At 68.5% G+C, this 18,828-nt stretch carries 17 protein-coding genes; 12 read left to right on the top strand and 5 right to left on the bottom strand.

The genetic code is table 11. The features are described from left to right. The first annotated feature begins 82 nt into the window (after positions 1-82). The 4 genes from ACTMTU_RS03615 to ACTMTU_RS03600 all read left to right on the top strand — a co-directional run bounded on the left by ACTMTU_RS03615 (position 83) and on the right by ACTMTU_RS03600 (position 4,798). On the top strand, positions 83-1,387 hold the full coding sequence (locus tag ACTMTU_RS03615) for an ABC transporter substrate-binding protein (protein ID WP_441261937.1): 1,305 nt from the start codon (positions 83-85) through the stop codon (positions 1,385-1,387). Between the two features lie 108 nt (positions 1,388-1,495). After that, positions 1,496-2,443 carry a carbohydrate ABC transporter permease gene (locus ACTMTU_RS03610; RefSeq protein WP_441261936.1) on the top strand — a complete coding sequence of 316 codons (948 nt, stop codon included), beginning with the start codon at positions 1,496-1,498 and terminating at the stop codon, positions 2,441-2,443. Then, positions 2,440-3,348, top strand: a complete 909-nt coding sequence (locus ACTMTU_RS03605) for a carbohydrate ABC transporter permease (RefSeq protein ID WP_441261935.1) — start codon at positions 2,440-2,442, stop codon at positions 3,346-3,348. The genes ACTMTU_RS03610 and ACTMTU_RS03605 overlap by 4 nt, the downstream gene beginning before the upstream one ends. Positions 3,349-3,397: 49 nt before the next feature. Further along, positions 3,398-4,798 (top strand): GH1 family beta-glucosidase, encoded by a 1,401-nt coding sequence (locus ACTMTU_RS03600; RefSeq protein WP_441261934.1) that lies wholly within the window; start codon positions 3,398-3,400, stop codon positions 4,796-4,798. On the opposite strand, the gene ACTMTU_RS03595 is transcribed toward ACTMTU_RS03600, so the two are convergent. The 3 genes from ACTMTU_RS03595 to ACTMTU_RS03585 all read right to left on the bottom strand — a co-directional run bounded on the left by ACTMTU_RS03595 (position 4,773) and on the right by ACTMTU_RS03585 (position 6,752). Beyond that, positions 4,773-5,648, bottom strand: a complete 876-nt coding sequence (locus tag ACTMTU_RS03595; RefSeq protein WP_441261933.1) for an oxygenase MpaB family protein — start codon at positions 5,646-5,648, stop codon at positions 4,773-4,775. The genes ACTMTU_RS03600 and ACTMTU_RS03595 overlap by 26 nt on opposite strands. 91 nt (positions 5,649-5,739) lie before the next feature. Continuing rightward, positions 5,740-5,946, bottom strand: a complete 207-nt coding sequence (locus tag ACTMTU_RS03590; RefSeq protein WP_441261932.1) for a DUF397 domain-containing protein — start codon at positions 5,944-5,946, stop codon at positions 5,740-5,742. Then, positions 5,943-6,752: a helix-turn-helix domain-containing protein gene (locus ACTMTU_RS03585; protein WP_441261931.1), complete on the bottom strand. Its 810-nt coding sequence runs from the start codon at positions 6,750-6,752 to the stop codon at positions 5,943-5,945. The genes ACTMTU_RS03590 and ACTMTU_RS03585 overlap by 4 nt, the downstream gene beginning before the upstream one ends. A 253-nt stretch (positions 6,753-7,005) precedes the next feature. On the opposite strand from ACTMTU_RS03585, the gene ACTMTU_RS03580 reads away from it, so the two are divergent. The 3 genes from ACTMTU_RS03580 to ACTMTU_RS03570 all read left to right on the top strand — a co-directional run bounded on the left by ACTMTU_RS03580 (position 7,006) and on the right by ACTMTU_RS03570 (position 9,794). After that, a complete protein-coding gene (locus tag ACTMTU_RS03580) occupies positions 7,006-7,464 on the top strand; it encodes an N-acetyltransferase family protein (protein ID WP_441261930.1) in 459 nt (152 codons plus the stop codon). Between the two features lie 120 nt (positions 7,465-7,584). Next, positions 7,585-8,586, top strand: coding sequence for a sphingomyelin phosphodiesterase (gene sph / locus ACTMTU_RS03575; protein ID WP_441261929.1), 1,002 nt, complete (start codon positions 7,585-7,587; stop codon positions 8,584-8,586). Between the two features lie 131 nt (positions 8,587-8,717). Then, positions 8,718-9,794 carry a S1 family peptidase gene (locus ACTMTU_RS03570; RefSeq protein WP_441261928.1) on the top strand — a complete coding sequence of 359 codons (1,077 nt, stop codon included), beginning with the start codon at positions 8,718-8,720 and terminating at the stop codon, positions 9,792-9,794. Positions 9,795-9,941: 147 nt separating this feature from the next. Here the strand turns inward: ACTMTU_RS03570 and ACTMTU_RS03565 are convergent, their stop codons facing one another. Continuing rightward, the gene (locus tag ACTMTU_RS03565) at positions 9,942-10,421 is read right to left on the bottom strand and encodes a macro domain-containing protein (RefSeq protein WP_441261927.1); all 480 of its coding nucleotides are present in this window, start codon (positions 10,419-10,421) and stop codon (positions 9,942-9,944) included. A 240-nt stretch (positions 10,422-10,661) separates the two neighbouring features. Here ACTMTU_RS03565 and ACTMTU_RS03560 point away from each other — a divergent pair, with 240 nt between their 5' ends. Then, a complete protein-coding gene (locus ACTMTU_RS03560) occupies positions 10,662-11,570 on the top strand; it encodes an aminoglycoside phosphotransferase family protein (RefSeq protein WP_441261926.1) in 909 nt (302 codons plus the stop codon). 80 nt (positions 11,571-11,650) lie between these two features. Here ACTMTU_RS03560 and ACTMTU_RS03555 read toward each other — a convergent pair whose 3' ends face one another. Beyond that, on the bottom strand, positions 11,651-12,280 hold the full coding sequence (locus ACTMTU_RS03555; RefSeq protein ID WP_441261925.1) for a class I SAM-dependent methyltransferase: 630 nt from the start codon (positions 12,278-12,280) through the stop codon (positions 11,651-11,653). 343 nt (positions 12,281-12,623) lie between these two features. On the opposite strand from ACTMTU_RS03555, the gene ACTMTU_RS03550 reads away from it, so the two are divergent. Genes ACTMTU_RS03550 through ACTMTU_RS03535 form a run of 4 tightly spaced genes read left to right on the top strand, consistent with a single transcriptional unit; the run spans position 12,624 to position 18,821 of the window. After that, positions 12,624-13,301: a TnsA-like heteromeric transposase endonuclease subunit gene (locus ACTMTU_RS03550; RefSeq protein WP_441261924.1), complete on the top strand. Its 678-nt coding sequence runs from the start codon at positions 12,624-12,626 to the stop codon at positions 13,299-13,301. Next, positions 13,301-15,601 carry a transposase gene (locus tag ACTMTU_RS03545; RefSeq protein ID WP_441261923.1) on the top strand — a complete coding sequence of 767 codons (2,301 nt, stop codon included), beginning with the start codon at positions 13,301-13,303 and terminating at the stop codon, positions 15,599-15,601. Before ACTMTU_RS03550 ends, ACTMTU_RS03545 begins: the two co-directional genes overlap by 1 nt. Continuing rightward, positions 15,598-16,902 (top strand): TniB family NTP-binding protein, encoded by a 1,305-nt coding sequence (locus ACTMTU_RS03540; protein ID WP_441261922.1) that lies wholly within the window; start codon positions 15,598-15,600, stop codon positions 16,900-16,902. Before ACTMTU_RS03545 ends, ACTMTU_RS03540 begins: the two co-directional genes overlap by 4 nt. Next, positions 16,902-18,821 carry a TniQ family protein gene (locus ACTMTU_RS03535; RefSeq protein ID WP_441261921.1) on the top strand — a complete coding sequence of 640 codons (1,920 nt, stop codon included), beginning with the start codon at positions 16,902-16,904 and terminating at the stop codon, positions 18,819-18,821. Before ACTMTU_RS03540 ends, ACTMTU_RS03535 begins: the two co-directional genes overlap by 1 nt. Positions 18,822-18,828 lie beyond the last annotated feature (7 nt).

The following is an 18,828-nucleotide window of genomic DNA, read 5'->3' as shown; positions in this document are numbered from 1 at the left end:
CACCTGAGGGCACGCTCCAAGCGCATATTTGAGAGCGCTCTCAAGCGTTCTCGTCCCACCCCGAAGCCAAGGGAGGCTTCCCATGCCCATAGCCAGAGCCGCCAGAAGGGCCGCCGTCCGCCTGGGTGCGGTCACGCTCGCCGGGGCCCTGCTCGCCGCCTGCGGGTCCGGCTCCTCGGACACGGCCTCCGACGGCGAGGGCGGGAAGGTCACGCTCACCGTCGACCTCTTCGGTTCCTTCGGCTACAAGGAGGCCGGCCTCTACGCGGAGTACCAGAAGCTGCACCCGAACATCACGATCAAGCAGACCGACACCGAGGACGAGGCCGACTACTGGAAGTCGTTGCAGACCCGGCTGGCCGGCGGCGGCGGTCTCGCGGACGTCCAGGGCATCGAGGTCGGCCGGATCGCGTCGGTCACCCAGCAGCAGGCCGACAAGTTCGAGGACCTGAAGAAGTACGGCGCGGACAAGCTGAAGAGCCAGTTCGCGGACGCCAAGTGGGCCGCCGCCACGACGAAGGACGGCGCCGTCCTCGGTCTCGGCACGGACGTGGGCCCCGAGGCCATGTGCTACCGCACCGACCTGTTCAAGCAGGCCGGGCTGCCCACCGACCGCGAGGAACTCGCGAAGAAGTGGTCGACCTGGGACGGCTACCTCGAGCTGGGCAAGCAGTACAAGGCCAAGGCACCCGCCAAGAGCGCCTGGCTGGACAGCGTCGGCAGCCTCTTCTCCATCATGATCGGCCAGGAGGAGGAGCGTTACTACGATGCCTCCGGAAAGCTGATCTGGGAGACCAACCCGGCCCTGAAGACCGCATGGGACACGTCCGTCAAGGCGGCCGAGAGCGACCTGAGCGCCAAGCTCGACCAGTGGTCTCCGCAGTGGAACCAGGCCTTCGCCGCCGGTTCCTTCGCCACCATCCCCTGCCCCGCCTGGATGCTCGGCTACATCAAGGGCCAGGCCGGTGACTCGGGCAAGGGCAAGTGGGACATCGCGAAGCTGCCCGGCGGCGCGGGCAACTGGGGCGGCTCCTACCTCTCCGTGCCGCGCGCGGCCAAGCACAAGAAGGAGGCGTACGAGCTGATCCAGTGGCTCACCGCCCCCGAGCAGCAGGCCAAGCTCTTCCAGAAGCAGGGCAACTTCCCCTCCTCCACCGGCGCGATCGAGAAGGTCGCCGGCGCCACCGACCCCTACTTCTCCGGCGCGCCGATCGGGCAGATCTTCGGTGACGCGGCCAAGGCGGCCCCGGTCCAGGTCCTCGGTGTGCACGACCAGAACGTCAACCAGCAGATCACCAACGCGCTGAGCGAGGTCGAACGCAAGGGCATCTCGTCCGAGAAGGCGTGGGGGAACGCGAAGAAGGGCGTCGAGAACACCATCGGCTGACGCCCGCCGAGCAGCTCCTTCGGGCCGGTCCGCATCCCGACCACTCCCCGCACCGGCCCGGCCCGAAGGCCCCCGCCCCGTACCGACTCATCCTCGAAGGGCCGCACCGTGACCCTCACCGCTTCCGCGAAGCCGGTCTCGCCGCCCCGGCCGCCGGCCGTGCGGCGCGCCTGGCGCAAGGTCTCGCCGTACGCCTACATAGCCCCGTTCTTCACGCTGTTCGCCGCCTTCGGGCTCTTCCCGCTGATCTACACGGCGTTCGTCTCGCTCTACCGGGTGGAGCTCCAGACGCCGGGCGACATGGAGTGGCGCGGGCTCGGCAACTACACCGCGCTTTTCGGCGACGAGTTCTTCTGGACCGCGCTGCGCAACACGTTCACCATCGGCGTCCTCTCCACCGTGCCGCAGCTGGTGATGGCACTGGGCCTGGCCCACCTGCTCAACTACCGGCTGCGTGGCCGTACCTTCCTGCGGACCGCGATGCTGCTGCCGTACGCCACCTCCGTGGCCGCCGCCACGCTCGTCTTCGCCCAGTTGTTCGGCCGCGACTTCGGACTCATCAACTATGTGCTGGGACTGGTCGGTTTCGGCCCGGTCGACTGGCAGACCGGCACCGTCGCCTCGCAGATCGCCGTCTCCACCATCGTCATCTGGCGCTGGACCGGTTACAACGCGCTGATCTATCTGGCGGGCATGCAGTCCATCCCGAGCGAGCTGTACGAGGCGGCGGAGGTCGACGGCGCCTCACGGTGGCGGCAGTTCTTCCACGTCACGCTCCCGGGACTGCGCCCCACGATCCTGTTCACCGTGGTCGTCTCCACGATCGGCGCGACCCAGCTCTTCGGTGAGCCGCTGCTGTTCGAGGGCTCCATCTCCGGCGGCATCTCGCACCAGTACCAGACGCTCGGTCTGTACATGTACGAGCAGGGCTGGGGCTTCTTCCACCTGGGCCGTGCCGCCGCCATCGCCTGGGTGATGTTCCTGCTGATCCTGGTGCTCGTCGGGGCCAACGCCCTGATCGCGCGCCGTCGTTCCCGCAAGGAGGCCGGCCGATGACCGCGCTCGCCGAACCGCCGACGAAGCAGCCGGCCACCGAGAAGGCGCAGGTGCCGGGGCGCCGCGGGCGGAAGTCGGGCGCGGGCCGCACGATGAAGGGCGGCAAGCTCGCCTACGCCATCCTGATCGCCGCCGTGCTGGTCTCCGCCTTCCCGTTCTACTGGACGATCGTCGCCGCCAGCCGCTCCAATGCCGACCTGGCGAAGGTCCCGCCGACGCTGCTGCCCGGCTCCAACCTGATCCGCAGCTTCGAGGCGGTGATGGAGGAGGCGGACATCGGCAAGGCGCTGATCAACTCCTTCATCGTCTCCGGCTCCATCACCGTCGGCACCGTTCTGTGCTGCACGCTCGCCGGTTTCGCCTTCGCCAAACTGCGCTTCCGCGGCCGTGGCGCACTGCTCGCGATCACGGTCGGCACCATGATGATCCCGCCGCAGCTGGGCGTCATCCCGCTGTTCATGCTGATCGCCGAACTCCAGTGGGTGAACCAGCTCCAGGCGGTGATCCTGCCCGGGCTGGTGTCCGCCTTCGGTGTCTTCTTCATGCGTCAGTACCTCGTGCAGTCGCTGCCGGACGAACTGATCGAAGCGGCCCGCGTGGACGGCGCCTCCACCGCCAGGATCTTCTGGTCGATCGTGGTGCCGATCGCGCGGCCCGGCATGGCCGTGCTCGGCATGCTGACCTTCATGGCCGCCTGGAACGACTTCTTCTGGCCGATCGTCGCGCTCTCCTCGCAGGAACCGACCGTCCAGGTGGCGCTGCGCCAGCTCGGCGGCGGCTACGTCCACGACCAGTCCGTGATCATGGCGGGCACCCTGCTGGGCACGCTCCCGGTGCTGCTGGTCTTCGGCCTGCTCGGCCGCCAGATCGTCGGCGGCATCATGCAGGGCGCGGTCAAGGGCTGACCGATCCACGCCTCCGCACCGACGTCTCACTCCTTGGGAGTTCCACCTCATGACCGCGCTCGACGCACGCCCCGACGCCACGACGACACTCCGGTTCCCCGCCGGGTTCCGCTGGGGCACCGCCACCGCCGCCTACCAGATCGAGGGCGCGGCCGCCGAGGACGGCCGCACGCCCTCCATCTGGGACACGTTCAGCCGTACCCCGGGAAAGGTCCGCAACGGCGACACCGGCGACATCGCCGCCGACCACTACCACCGGATGCACGAGGACGTCGCCCTCATGCGTCGCCTCGGTGTCACCGACTACCGGTTCTCGATCGCGTGGCCGCGGGTGCAGCCCACCGGCCGCGGTCCCGCCGTGCAGAAGGGCCTCGACTTCTACCGCCGGCTCGTCGACGAGCTGCGCGGCGCCGGCATCCGCCCGGTCGCCACGCTCTACCACTGGGACCTGCCGCAGGAGCTGGAGGACGCGGGCGGCTGGCCGCAGCGGGAGACCGCGCAGCGCTTCGGCGAGTACGCGGGGATCATGGCCGAGGCGCTCGGCGACCGGGTCGCGACCTGGACGACGCTCAACGAGCCGTGGTGCGCCGCCTTCCTCGGCTACGGCAGCGGGGAGCACGCACCCGGCCGCACCTCTCCCCTGGCGTCGCTGCGCGCGGCGCACCATCTGAACCTGGCGCACGGCTGGGCCGCGCAGGTGCTGCGCGCCGAGCTGCCGCCGTCCGCCGAGGTGTCGCTGACACTCAACCTCCATGCCGTGCGGGCGCATTCCGACTCGGCCGCAGACTTGGACGCGGCCCGCCGTATCGACGCGGTGGGCAACCGCATCTTCCTCGACCCCGTCTTCCGCGGCCGGCTGCCCGAGGACCTCGTCAGGGACACCGCGCCGGTCACCGACTGGTCGTTCGTCCTCGACGGGGACCTGGACGTGACCTCCACGCCGATCGACTCGCTGGGCATCAACTACTACTCCCCCACCGTCGTCGCCGCGGGTTCCGGCGCCGCGGCCCCCTCCCCGTGGGCGGGCGCCGAGCAGCACGTCCGTTTCCTGCCCGCGCCCGGTCCGCGCACCGCGATGGACTGGCCGGTGGACGCCGACGGGCTGCACGAGCTGCTGATCCGGCTGCGCGACGACCTGCCGGGTGTACCCCTGGTGATCACCGAGAACGGCGCCGCGTACGACGACTACGCCGACCCGTCCGGCGAGGTGAAGGACCCCGAGCGGGTGGCCTACCTGCACGCACATCTGTCGGCGGTGCACCGGGCGATCGCGGACGGCGCCGACGTGCGCGGCTACTTCCTCTGGTCGCTGCTCGACAACTTCGAGTGGGCGTACGGCTACAGCAAGCGGTTCGGCATCGTGCACGTCGACTTCGCCACCCAGCGCCGCACGTTCAAGGACAGTGCGCGCTGGTACGCGTCCGTCATCGAGCGTGGGGGCCTGGTCTGAGCCGCTCCGCCCGGCGCGCCTCGCGGGCCAGGGGCAGGTAGCGCAGCCGCTCGGGGAGTACGGGAACCACGGCCCGTACGACCCGGGCGAAGCGCCGCAGCCGGCGCTCCTGCATGTCGGTCCAGGGCAGGCCGATGGCCTCTCGGGCGTCCGGCGGCATCAGTCCGATGGTCATGAACCGGCGGAACCGGGCCAGCGGCGGGCGCAGCAGTGGCCACAGTGCGCGCAGCGCCGCTCGGACTGCCCGCGGTCCCCGGTCGGGCGGCGGGACGGGCTGGTCCACGTCCACCAGTTCCCGTACGACGACGGTGGCCTCGAGTTCGTCCGCCAGGATCTTGCGGTAGTAGGGCCAGAACTCCTCGATCGTCTGCGGCATGTCCCGGTCGTGGATGCCGAGTATCCGGCCGACCTGGAGCCATTCCGCGTACAGCTGCCGCTCCTCGGCCTCGGTGAGTTCACGCACCAGGTACCGGGCGGCGTGCCGGTACACGGGGAAGCCGGTGGCGTGGACCCAGGAGTAGTAGGCCGGACTCAGCGCGTGGTAGCGGCGGCCGTGCGCGTCGGTGCCCTGGATGGTGCGGTGCAGTTCGCGGAGCCTGCGGCCCTCCGCGGCGGCCGCCTCGCCGCCGTAGATCCACAGCTGGAGCGAGCGCAGGGACCTTTCGCCGCGGCCCCAGGGGTCGGTGCGGAAGACGGAGTGCTCGTCGACACCCGCGCCGACGGCGGGATGGGCGACCTGCATGGTGAGCGCCGCGGGCAGCATCAGCAGGGCCCGGACGTCACCGGCGAGGCCCCAGAGCACGCCTCCGGGCGGAGGCGGCAGGGGTTCGTCGCTGGTGGCGCGGCTCATCGGCTCTCCTGGGTGTGCCCGGTCGGTCACCTCCCAGTATGCGACCCGCACCGCAGGCACCCGGCCGGCGTCGGGGGTACCGCGAGGGCGCCTACGCCGCGGCGAGTGACACGAAAGCGGCCCACTTGTCCCGACCGACCCGCAGCACGGGCCCGTCATTCGTCACCTTGGAGTCCCGTACGTACACGTCGCCCGGGCGGACGGCCACCTCCACGCAGTCGCCGCCGTCGGATCCGCTGTAGCTGCTCTTGAACCAGGGGAGCCCGTCCATGCTGTCGGCCACCTGCTCCACGCTCATGTCTCTCCAACCATCCGCTCGATGAGCCGCGCAGACTCCTCCACGTTCAGGGCCTGCGACCGCAGCTTGCCATAGCGCAGACCGAAGGCGCTGACCTCGGCAGCATCTTGCACCAGGCACCCGACTCCTTGTGACTCGAAGTATCCGAAGTGCCGGTGCTCCTTCGACTCCACGACAACGAACGGGCCGTTCTTGCCCGGATGGAATCCACGGCGCGCAGGCATGACCTGTACCTCGACGTTCCTCAATGCGCCGACCTCCTGAAGCCGCTGCCACTGCCCACGCATGACTTCCGCATCGCCCACCGGATCGCGCAGCGCTTCCTCGCCGATGACGAACGACAGCTCCGCCAGCGGCACCCGTGTCAGCAGCTTCTGCCGGCTCAGCCTGGCCTCCGTGTGCTGGTCGATGATCTCCTCGCTCAGTGGCGGGCAGTGCCCCGCGAACACCGCCCGCGCGTAACCTTCCGTCTGCAGCAGGCCCGGTACCAGCAGCGGGTCGTACGAGAAGCGGCTCACCACCTCCGCCTCGATCAGCGCGAAGTTGCGGAAGAACTGCGGAAGCTTCGCCCGGTCCACCTCGTCCTGGAGCACTTCCAGCACGCCCCGCGCCTCCAGCACCCGGTCCGCCGCCGCCGTGAAGGTCACCTTCGCCGGCCGACGCCCCTGCTCGACCGAGGCCACGTGCTCCAGCGAGTAACCGATGGCCTCCCCGAGCGCCTGCTGGTTCAACCCGGCCCGCTTCCGCAAGTGCTGGAGCAGCCGCCCGTACGCCGACCACGCCCCCGGCAGGTCGCTGCTCCCCATGTTCTCCGCTGTGCGACCGTTCCGCGTGTCCCGCACCGTCCTCACGCCCTTCCGTCCCCGAGTTCACCCCGCTCGCACCCAGCGCACGCCAACCCCATTGCACTCGGCCAGGGTTCAACGGGGTCCGCGATACCCGGGACACGCCCGCCGACCCGTACAACTCCCGTACAGACCTGCCCTGCCCGCCCGGGCTCCCGCGGTGCGGCCAGGGCCGCGCCGGGTGGCGCACAGCGCCCCGGATAGCCTGCGCCACATGACGGAAATCGTGATCAGGTCCGCCGTCGCGGACGACATCCCGGCCATCGTGGCCATGCTCGCCGACGACCCGTTGGGGGCGACCCGGGAGTCCCCCGACGACATGGAGCCCTATCGGACGGCGTACGAGCGGCTCCGGAACGATCCGAACCAGTTCCTGATGGTGGCCGAGCGCGACGGGACCGTCGTCGGCACCGTCCAGCTGACCGTCGTTCCCGGCCTGTCGCGGCGCGGCAGTACCCGCTCGATCATCGAGGGCGTACGCGTCCACGGCTCGGAGCGCGGCCAGGGTCTCGGTCGGCTGCTGATGGAGTGGGCGATCGAGGAATCCCGCAAGCAGGGCTGCCGACTCGTCCAGCTGACCTCGGACGCGGCCCGCCCCGACGCCCACCGCTTCTACGAGCAACTCGGCTTCACCGGCTCGCATGTGGGCTTCAAGCTCCCGCTCGGCCCCTGACCGCCGTCCGGGAGACAGAAAGCGGGCACCTACCCATTACCAGAAGGTAACTACGGCTGCTTTGATGTGCGGCGCCGGTCCGTCGACCGGTGGAACCCCCCACCATGAACGGGAGATTCTGTGCCGCACATCGAGCTCCGCCGTGTCCCCGGCGCCGCCGTGTCCGCCGCCCTGTCCGCCGTGCTCGCCGCCACCGCACTCGCCGGCGCGGCACCCACGGCCTCGGCCGCGCCCGCCGGGGCGACACCGGGCCTGAAGGTCCTCACGTACAACGCGTTCCTGTTCAGCAAGTCCCTCTACCCGAACTGGGGCCAGGACCACCGGGCCGCTGCCATACCGGCGGCCTCCTTCTTCCGGGGCAACGACGTCGTCGTGCTCCAGGAGGCGTTCGACAACTCCTCGTCCGACGCGCTGCTGCGCAACGCCGCCGCCCAGTACCCGCACCGTACGCCGGTGATGGGCCGGAGCAAGGACGGCTGGGACGCGACCGGCGGCTCGTACTCCTCGACCACCCCGGAGGACGGTGGGGTCGCGGTCCTCAGCAAATGGCCGATCGTCCGCAAGGAGCAGTACGTCTACAAGGACGCGTGCGGCGCCGACTGGTGGTCGAACAAGGGCTTCGTCTACACGGTCCTCGATGTGAACGGCACCAGGGTGCACGTGGTGGGGACGCACGCGCAGTCCACCGACCCCGGCTGCGACGCGGGCGAGGCGGCCGAGATGCGCAGCCGTCAGTTCCGGGCGATGGACGCCTTCCTCGACGCCAAGAACATCCCGGCGTCCGAACAGGTCGTCGTGGCGGGCGACTTCAATGTGGACTCCCACTCGGCCGAGTACACCTCGATGCTTGCCGACGCCGGCCTGGCCGGGGCGGACGCGCGGACCGGACACCCGTACTCCTTCGACACCGAGGAGAACTCGATCGCGGCGGAGCGCTACCCCGACGACCCGCGGGAGGACCTCGACCATGTTCTGCACCGTGCGGGGCACGCCAGGCCCTCCGGCTGGACCAATGAGGTGATCAAGGAGGTCAGTGTGCCGTGGTCCGTCTCCAGCTGGGGCACCACGTACACGTACACGAATCTCAGCGACCACTATCCGGTGATTGCCTCCGGCCAGTAGGCGCAAGCCGCCGACGGCGGTCTTGTGTCTGTGTCAGGGCCATGCCACATTGAGTCCGCACTCCGGACTGGTCCAGTCCACTTTGCCGTCAGGCACCCCCCCCCACGGACTCGAATGAAGGAGAGGCCCCCATGAGACGCACGCTTCGCGCGCGCATCTGCCTTCCCGCCCTGCTGGTCCTGACCGCCGTCGGCCTCGGCTCCGGTACGGCCGGCGCCGCCGAGGCCGACGCCGCCGGTAACCCGAGCCCCGGCGTCGCCGCCTCACCCGCCCAGTACACCCTGCACACCTCCCTCGAACGCGACCTCGGCGACCGCACCGCCGGTTCGTACCTCGACGCCGCCAGCGGCGAACTCGTGGTGACCGTCATCGACGCCGAGGCCGCGGAGGAGGTGCGGTTCACCGGGGCCCGCGCCGAGCTCGTCACCCGGAGCATGGCTCAGCTGCGGGCCGCCATGAACACCCTGGAGTCCAAGGCGAAGATCACCGGGACCTCGTGGGGAATCGACCCGTCGACCAACAAGGTCGCGGTCGAGGCCGACAGCACCGTGTCCGCGGCCTCCATGGCGAAGCTGCGGGGGGTCGCCGCCCAGCTCGGGGACGCCGTGAGCATCAAGCGCGTCCCCGGCGTGTTCAAGAAGGAGGTGGCGGGCGGCGACGCGCTCTACGGCGGCGGCTACCGCTGCTCCGCCGCCTTCAACGTGTCGAAGTCGACGACCCGTTACTTCCTGACCGCCGGGCACTGCACCAACTCGGCGAGCAGCTGGTCCGCCACCTCCGGCGGGCCGTCGATCGGCACCCGGGAGGGCACCAGCTTCCCGACCAACGACTACGGCCTCGTCCGCTACACCGACGGCTCCCTGCCGGCGGGCAACGTCAACCTGTACAACGGCAGCCACCAGGACATCACCTCCGCGGCGGACGCGATCGTCGGCCAGTCCATCCGCAAGAGCGGCTCCACCACCCGGCTCACCAGCGGCACGGTGACCGCTGTGAACGTCACCGTGAACTACGGCGACGGGCCGGTGTACAACCTCGTGCGCACCACCGCCTGCTCCGCGGGCGGCGACAGCGGCGGCGCCCACTTCGCCGGCTCCACGGCGCTGGGCATCCACTCCGGCAGCGCGGGCTGCACCGGAACGAGCGGCTCCGCGCTGCACCAGCCGGTCAAGGAAGCGCTCAGCGCGTACGGCGTCGCCGTCTACTGACCTTCGGAGCCACGCACCAGGGCGTGCCCCGCACCGGCGGGGCACGCCCTCGCAACGTCCGGCGTGCCCGCCGACGGCCGACGGGAGGTCGCCGGACCGGCCGTCCGTGAGTCGGCGGCCGGGTCCCACCGGCGGCGGAGCGCGGCGTCAGTCGCCGTGGTCGTACACCGTGACCGCGACACCCCGGGCCGTCAGGCGCTCGGTTATCAGCGGTTCGACGCGGGACCACTTGCCGCCCGCCAGCCCGCAGCCGATCCGCGGCATATGGACGGACGCGCCGAGCTCCAGGGCCTTGTCGGCCACCTGGGCGAGTGCCCTGTCGATCGCCTCGTAGCGCACGGGGACGCCTTGACTGCCGGTGCGCATCCCCCGCTGGCCCACCATGTTGCCCACCCACACATGCGGGTCGACCTGGACGAACTGCACTGCGCCCAGCGCGAAGTCGTTGCCCGCGCGCTCCCGGTGCCAGCGGCGGTACGCCGCCTCCGGCTCAGGCCAGCGACGGGAGAGGGCCAGGACGAATCCCTTGCCCCATCCGCCCAGGTCGTTGCACACGTGCACGATCAGTTTGACGCCTTTCGCCTGCGGCGCGGTGGCGTCCCCCCGGACATATCTGATGCCTGACATGGCTCAACCGTACGGTCCGCTGTGACCGTTCGCGATAGTTGGCGGATGGTCGTGATAGTTGGCGAGCCGACGTCAGAGAGCGATCAACCTACGCAGAGTTACTGTCCGGTCGAGCTGAAGCTGTCAGAGTCTCACTCGGTCTCACCTGGCCTGGCAGATCCTCAAAGGATCGAGGTACGTACAGCGGCCGCCTTGGGAAAATGACTGGCGGCGGCGAAGCCCGGGCAGAAGGCTCTCACCGTGACACTTCATGAGAACGAGATCCGTGTGAATGAGACGGTCGTCCGGTCACTGTTGCGGGAACAGCGACCGGAGTGGGCCGACCTCCCCATCTCGCCGGCCGGTGCGGGCACGGACAACACGATGTACCGGCTCGGCGACCAACTGCTCCTGCGGTTTCCGCGCACCCCGGACAACGCGAAGGCCGTACGGAAAGAGCAGACCTGGCTGCCACGGCTGGCGCCAGATCTTCCCTGTCGCATCCCGGAGCCGGTGCACAACGGCACGCCGAGTTCCGCATTCCCGCTCGCCTGGTCGGTGTACCGCTGGATCGATGGCGAGGAAGCCGGTCCGGGATCGGTCAGAGACTGGGCCGCCTTCGGAGGTGACCTGGCGACGATCGTGCAGAGCCTGCATTCCATCCCCCTCATGGGAGCCACTCGCCAGGGCGAGCTCAGCTGGTACCGCGGAGGTGGCATGCACGCTTGTGACCGGTGGATCAGCGGGTGCTTCGACAACTGCCGAACGATCCAGGGCCTCGACCTCGACATCGCGCATCTGCAACACTTGTGGCAGAGCGCGCTCACCCTGCCCGAGCCTTCTGCCCGCCATGTGTGGCTCCACGGAGACCTCAAACCCACCAACCTTCTGGTCCAGCAGGGGAAGCTGCACGCCGTCATCGACTTCGGAGGCCTCTCAGTCGGCTTTCCCGACGCCGAGCACTCGCCTCTGTGGGATTTTCCACCTGGGGCTCGACAGGCGTACTGGGACGCCACAAGCCTCGACGACGTGACATGGCTGCGTGCCCGGGCGTGGGCCATCGCTGTCGGAGTCAGCGGGGTGTCGTACTACTGGGGCACCTATCCCCTTTTCGTCAGCGAATGCTTGTCGCGTCTCCGCGCGATCCTGGAGGCTATCGGCGAGCAGTGAACCAGTCCCGCACGTGGCGCTTCAGACGAACTTCATCCACGCGGATCTACACCACTCCGTCCCAGGCCACGGGGCACGCTCTAGGGGCGGCGGGCCAACAAATGAGCGTCGAGGAAGCCCCGCTCGGAGGCCGGGTCGTGGAGCAACCGAGCAACCGTGACGAGCCCGGCCCCGGCCAGCAACTCGGCAAACCGCTCGGCCGGCCAGCTATAGGCGGGCGTCACTTTGTGATCGAAGCGGACCGGCTCCGGTCCTTCGGTCCCGAAGAACGACACCAGGAGCAGGCCCCCTGGTGCCAGGACACGCACCTGCTCGGCGAGCAGTGCGGGCAGTTCCCCAGGCGGGGTATGGATCATCGAGTAGTGGGCCAGCACTCCGCCGAGCGCGCCGTCCTCGACCGGCAGGGCCTCCATTCGCGCTTCGTCGAACCGCAGCGCCGGATGGGCCCGCCGGGCGTGGTTGACCATGGCCGGGGAGAGGTCGAGCCCGAAGGCGTCCAGCCCCAAGTCGAGCAGCATGGCCGTCAGATGTCCGGGCCCGCACCCGACGTCGGCTGTCCGCAGGTTCCCCGTCCCACGCACGAGCTCGGCGAAGGTGCCGATCATGTTTCGCGCGAACGGCTGTGTCTCCAACCGATTAGCGAACATCGACGCATACAGCTCGACAACCCCGTCGTAGGCCGTCCTGGTCTCGCCCTGGTGTTCCAACACGGGAAGGAAACTAACACCCGTGCCGTTCGCAGCCGTTGCTCGGCCCCATACCTACCCTTCCCCTCGGGACTGATCGTTCCGTCACCTGATCAAGGGGCACCCTCAGTAGTTCGGAGAAGGGACAGTTACGAACAGCTGCGGTGATCGGTGCCGGCTGCAGGGAAGGTCGTGCTGCCCTGGATGGGTGCTCCGTACGACGTCTGTCTTGATCCGTTCCGATTCATGCGTACTTAGTGATCTGCTCACTCCGTACGTCGGCCTTGCCGAGTTCGAGACGAGGCTGGTTACTGACGACGGGTGGCCGCGTCGGTGGACAGTGACGTGGCGGGTCGGGGAGGGCAAGGTGACCTGGCCTGTTCGTGACATGGCCTCGGTGCCGGTGCTGTCGTCCAAGATGATCCGGGGGTTCACGTGGCGAGCTGACCAGGGGCACCGGCCAGGTCTGCAGTTCATGGTGTCGACGGGTCGGCTTCACGGGTTCGAGTCGCTGGAAGAGCAACAGCTTCTGCTGGCGCTGGACTACTTCGGGGTCGCTGAAGTCCTGCCGCAGCCGTTTCGCCTCGACTTTGACAGCAGCGAAGGCAAGAGGTGGCACGTCCCGGACTTTCTTGCGGTGATGCCCGACGGAGGGCTGTGGCTGTTCGATGTCCGCCCCAAGGGCCTGATCGAGGACGGCGACGCGATGAAGTTCGCGGCAACGGCACAGTCAGCGTCTGCCTGCGGCTGGCGATACTCGGTCGTGGCTGGCTGGCGGCCGCACGTCCACAGCGTGCTCGACCACCTGTCGTCGCAGCGTCGGCCGTTGGTCGATCAGCTGGGCCTCCAGCGAGAGCTTGAGGACGCTGTTGCACGCGGGGTGGACAGGTTCGGCGACCTGGTGGAGGGGACACGCCTTCCGGCCGTCGCCCGTGCTCACGCTACTCACCTGCTGTGGTGGCGGAGGCTCGGTGTTGATCTGGGCAGTCCGCTGGGGGATGGCTCGTTGATCTGGCGGGGCCGCGCGTCGGCCGGAGGGTCGTGATGGCTGCGGGACACGGCCTGCTGGACATGGAGATCGGCAGCGTGCTGCAGTTGAACGGCGTCGAGTGGACGGTGGCAGCAACGGAGCCTCAGTTCAGCCGGTTCGTCCTGACGGACGGCGAGGGCCGGGAGGAGACGAGGTCGATCCGCTGGCTGATCCACCACCCGGATGCGAGGGTCGCGGCGAACCGGCCGACGACGTTCGTCCCCGTCGGTCGGCAGGCCAGGTCGCTGGCCGACCTGACCGAAGAGCAGCTCAAACGGGCCCGGATCAGGGCCGAGCACGTGCTGGAGGCGGAGACCGGCTTCCGGGACGGCCGGGCCGACCGGGCCCGGCCCGGTGAACCACGGCCTGCCTACGATCCCGAGCGGACGTCGCTGAGCGAGCGCCGGCGAGCGAAGGCGGCCGAGCTGAAGGCCCTGCCGCGCCAGGAGGCCGAGATGCTGGGGCTCCGGTTCATGAGCGAGCGAACGCTCGAGCGTCTGTCCGCGAGACCCGGGGACAGTCTGCTGCTGGCCTGCGCAGACGGCCGCTGGACCCGCCGCAGCGGGGGCCATCCCAGTGTCACTGAGGAAGTCCGCAAAGCGATCTTCGCGGTGAAGAGGGAATGCAGAAACCGGTCCTCGATCACCATGGCCGCCCGGCATCGACTTATGCACCAGTACATCCGGGAAACCTTCCCGTCCTTCCCCGTCAAGGACATCCCGTCGCGGATCACCTTGATGCGCGTCTGGCGGGAATGGTTCGGAAGCGGCGGGGCTCGAGCCCGTTACGCCCGTTCGGCTGAGGACGCCGAGGACGCGGACGTCGGACGGCGACTGATCGTCCACCGCCCGGGGCAGGTGATCGCTCTGGACTCCACGCCGCTGCCGGTCAAGTTGCGGGAGAGCGTGTTCGGCGAGGCGGTGTCGGCGACCCTGACGCTGGGGCTCGATCTCTACACACACTCTGCCCCGGCTTTCAGACTGACGTTGGAGTCCGATACGTCGGTCGATGTCGCGATGCTGCTCAGAGACGTGATGCTGCCCCTGCCGATGCGCGAGGGCTGGGGCCAGGACATGGAATGGCCCTATCCAGGGGTGCCGTCCGAGGTGATCACGGAGTTCGCCGGACACGACGTCGCCGCCCTTCCCTTCTTCGCACCCGAGATGGTGACCACCGACCACGGAAGCGTCTACAAGAACCACGACCTGGTGGAGGCGGAACGGAGCCTGGGCTGCAACATCCTTCCGGCCCGAGCCTTCCGGGCCAGCGACAAGTTCGCCGTCGAGCGGGCCTTCTCCGCGTTCAAGACCATGCTGTTCGAGCATCTGCTGGGCTTCACCGGCACGGACGTCGCTGACCGCGGCGCCGACCCGGAGGCCGACGCGGTGATGACCCGCTCGCAGATGGAACACCTCATCGCGACCTGGATCGTGAAGGTCTGGCAGAACCACCGGCTCGGTGAATACGCGCCGTCCTGGGGGCCGGAAGAGGACCACAGCCCCAACTCACTGTTCGCCGCGGCCATGCACCAGGGCGGCTGGTCGATGCAGATTCCCGGCCCTGAGCTCTACTACAAGGTCCTGCCCAAGCACCACGTCCAAGTTCACCCCCGCCGCGGTGTGAAGATCCTCGGGCTCTGGTATTACGCAGACCTTCTGCAGGAGTCCCGATTCCTGCGGCCCTCGGGCCGGGGCGGCAGACACGCTGACAAGTGGGTCGTCAGCAGTGACCGCCGGGACCGGCGCCGGGTCTTCCTCCAGGACCCGGACGATCACGAATCCTGGCATGTGCTGCGATGGACCGGGCTTCCCCCGGAAGGCGAAGTCCCGGCCTTCTCCGACAAGACCGCGGCCGAAGTGCTGGCCACCGCACGCCAGCGCCGACTCGCTCCTCGCTCGGACGCCGACCTTCTGTCGCTGCTGCTGGAGATCCTCGGCGAGGCGGCACCCGTCGATCAGTGGCCGACCCAGCGAGACGAAAAGCAGGAGAAGGGGAAAACGGCGAGAAAGAAGTCGCAGAAGCGCGCCCGAATCGCCCGCTCGCGCGAGATCTCCCGCGCCGAGACGGCCGCCGCCGACCGGATCGCGGGCCGGCCTGCCGAGCCGGAGGACTGGCAGGAACAGGCCCGCACGGTCGGCCAGGCCGTGACCGCCGACCGGCGCCGCCGCCGGGAGGCTGCCGTTACCGCCGACACGTCCGTGCCCCGGCTCCTGAACGAATCTCTCAAAAGCCGCCATCTGTTCCTGATGCCGTCTGTTCTGGCGGGCGACGAAGACGTGGATGAGGACACGGCCGACACCGAGGAGAATGTGTGAGGCTCGACGACCTCTCGGCAGGACAGCTGGACGGCCTGCCCTCCCGCCGCCAGATCGCCGCCATGATCCTTGGCCCCGAGTCGCACCGGCACTCCTTCACCGGCTGGCAGCATTACCGCACCACCCGCGACCAGTTCATCCCGCCGCCTCGGCTCACCATCAGGCAGTACCAGATGCTGCCGACCGACAGACGCTCGGACTACGACATCTACCGGCGTCTGACCAACGTAAACCTGCCGGTCCAGGAAACGCCGATGCTCGAAGGCGTGACGCGGCTGATCGACCGGCGCCTGCAGGGCAACACGCTGCGACGCAACAGCCCCACGATGCCGGGCGTGATGGTCAGCGGCTGGGGCAATCACGGCAAGACCGCCACGGTCTGCTCGGTTGCCGCGGCATTCGAGGATCAGTGGCTGGATTTCCACCACCACCTCAACCCGGAATCCGTCCCGGGCACGGCAGACCTGCACGCACCGGTCGTTTATGTCCAAACGCCTGTCACCGCCACGCCGAAGAGTCTTTGCGAGTCCATCCTGAACTTCTTCGGTCCCGAACGCTGGAAATTCACGCTGCCTCAACTGATCCAACTGGTGGCCGACTGCGTGCGGGACCACGGGGTCAAGGTTCTGATCATCGACGACATCAACCGACTGCGGATGCACCGCGCCGACGATCAGGACGTTCTCGACCTCATCCGGGCTCTGATGAGCTTTAACGTCACGCTTGTCCTCACCGGGGTCAACATCCCTGGCACCGGCCTGCTGCGGGAGGCCCACTTCAGTCGCCGCGACCGCCAATGGGTGCTGCCACCGCTGGAGACCACACGCGTCCACGGCCTCGAAGTCACCCAGATCGAGCGGCGCTTCGAGCTCGTGGAACTCGACCACTTCTCCTACTCGACACCCTCCCAGATTCAGGCGTTCGTGAAGCACCTGCGAGGAGCCGAGGCCCACCTGCGGCTCTTGAAGGCGAAGAAGGGCATGCTCACGAACGGCTCGATGCCCGAATACCTGATGAACCGCACCGGAGGGGTCATCGGTCTACTCGGCCGGCTTCTTGAGGAGGGCGCTCAGGAAGCCATGGCCACCGGCCAAGAGAACATCACCGAGAACCTGCTCGACGAGATCATCATCGGCCGGGATATCCCCGCTGAGGAGGCCGGGCCGGCACCAGCAGCTGTCCCTGCCGAGCCGGACGACGGCAAGAAGGTCACCAGGAAGACACGCAGGGCACGCAATACCGTCTTCGACGACCGCGGGCCACGAGTTGACCCCGAAGCTCCTGCCGAAGCAGCGAGTTGATGCAGCGACCGCCCGCCGAACCCATGGCCCGCAGCCTGATCCCGCTGCCGGGAGAGAGCATGGCCGGGTTCATCCTGCGGCTGTCGCATCGACTGCACGTCGCGCCCAGCAACGTCACGTGGCGCACGGGCTTGACCCCCTACCGCGTCACGGGCGGAATGTCGCCCGTCCGCCACCTGCTCATGATGGAGCCCCCTGAGGCGTCCGCGTTCGCGCACGCGACCCGCATGCCTGCCGCGACCGCCGAACAGCTCACGCTCCTGCCCTATCTCGACCGCTATCCCCCCGTCACCGAAGCCCTCACACGACAACGGAACGACCCGCCCCGCGCCCGGAACGTCTTCCCTTCCTGGCTCCTCGTCGGTTCCACTCGCTACTGCCCGGCCTGCCTCAAGGGCGACGGATCAGTGATCCAGGAACGACACGGAGGTGCCTGGCGATTGCTCTGGCACTTGCCCGTCGTCTTCGCATGCCTGGAACACCAGGTCCTGCTCCAAGACACCTGTCCTGCCTGCCAGCATGCTGCCCAGAGCCGGCACCCCGAGGGCCGTCTCAAACTCGTTCCGTCACCGTCGTCAACGGGCCTTCACCCACTTCAATGCCGCAACAGCAGCATCAGCACAAGTGGCGGGAGAGCATTCTGCGGTCACCGGCTCGACGACGGCAGCGGTCTCAACCAGATCCGCCTCAGCCCTGAACTGGCCGGCTTGCAGCGCACGATCCTCGACTGGCTCAGCCCGTCCGCGACTCCCCAGGCCGCCTTCCACAGGTTCGCGGACCTGCAGGTCATGGCCTCGATCGTCAACGCGACTTGGCCACACACTGCAGACGCGACCCACCTTCCCCACGTGCTGACGGCAGCCCTTGACGAGCACCATGCCACCCAGCAGCAGGCAGCCGAATCCGTTGGCGGCAAACCACCCCACCGAGGGAGCCGCCACCCCAGCCTCTGGAGCACCGAACCGAGATCCTCAGCGGCCACGGCCGCATTGCTCACCATCGCTCACACCCACCTCCGGCAACCCGTCCACCAACTGCGAGAGACCCTGACCTCCCTGCTCGAGCACGCACCGGAGACCCCCGATCGCCGCTGGGGCGCAACTTGGGTCACCCTGCAACGCGACGCTTCCCCCTTGATTCGGCACGAGATCGACAACGCCTTCAGACGGCGCTTCCCCGCGCAGCATCCTCCCGGCTCGTCCGATCAACCCGATCGGACCGCTTGTGTCATCCCCGTCCGCGCACGCGGCTACCAGGCCGAGAACATCCCTCAGCACCTCCCTGACGAGTGGTTCACCCTCCTCAGCCAGGCATCCCGTCCGAAGTTCTTGCCACGATCACCGCAGGCCAATGGGCTGCGAAGAGCAGTCGCGGTTCAACTCGTCCAAGCTGTCACCGGCATGCGCATGGACGAAGCCGCCCGGTTTCTCGGCATCCCCACCAACTGGCTCGGCCCGTTCCCCGCCCCGCTACATCCCCTCCGTTTGATCTTCCAGAGGAAGCCCTACGACCTGGCCGGCGCCCTTGAACAGCTCGCCGAACACATCGCCGCTCTGCCTCAGCAGGTCGACTACAGGCAGCGCCGCGAGTCCTTCCAGCCCTGGAACCTCTCCACCGCTACCTGGAACAAGATCTGCCGCACCGTCCCCACCAAGAGGATCGTTCGGTCAGACGACCAGTTCCGCGAGTGCTCCTCCGCGTTCGTCTGGTCACTCCTCACGGGCAGTGAATGGAAACTCGCCCCATGCTTCCTGCCGGGCCGGACGTTCACACAACAGGACTCCAAGATCATCCAACGCCTCTCCTGCCCACCCGATCGCACCTGGAAGACGGTGGTTGACCTCCTACGGCAGGCCGCCGACAGAAACCTCACCTCGTGGGAGAGACGGCACCAGCAGCGACGCTCCGTGAGCAGCTAAGTCCGGG

Source organism: Streptomyces sp. OZ13, from assembly GCF_052068155.1.
Classification (GTDB): Bacteria; Actinomycetota; Actinomycetes; order Streptomycetales; family Streptomycetaceae; genus Streptomyces.
This window is presented reverse-complemented; position numbering and strand designations above follow the sequence as displayed.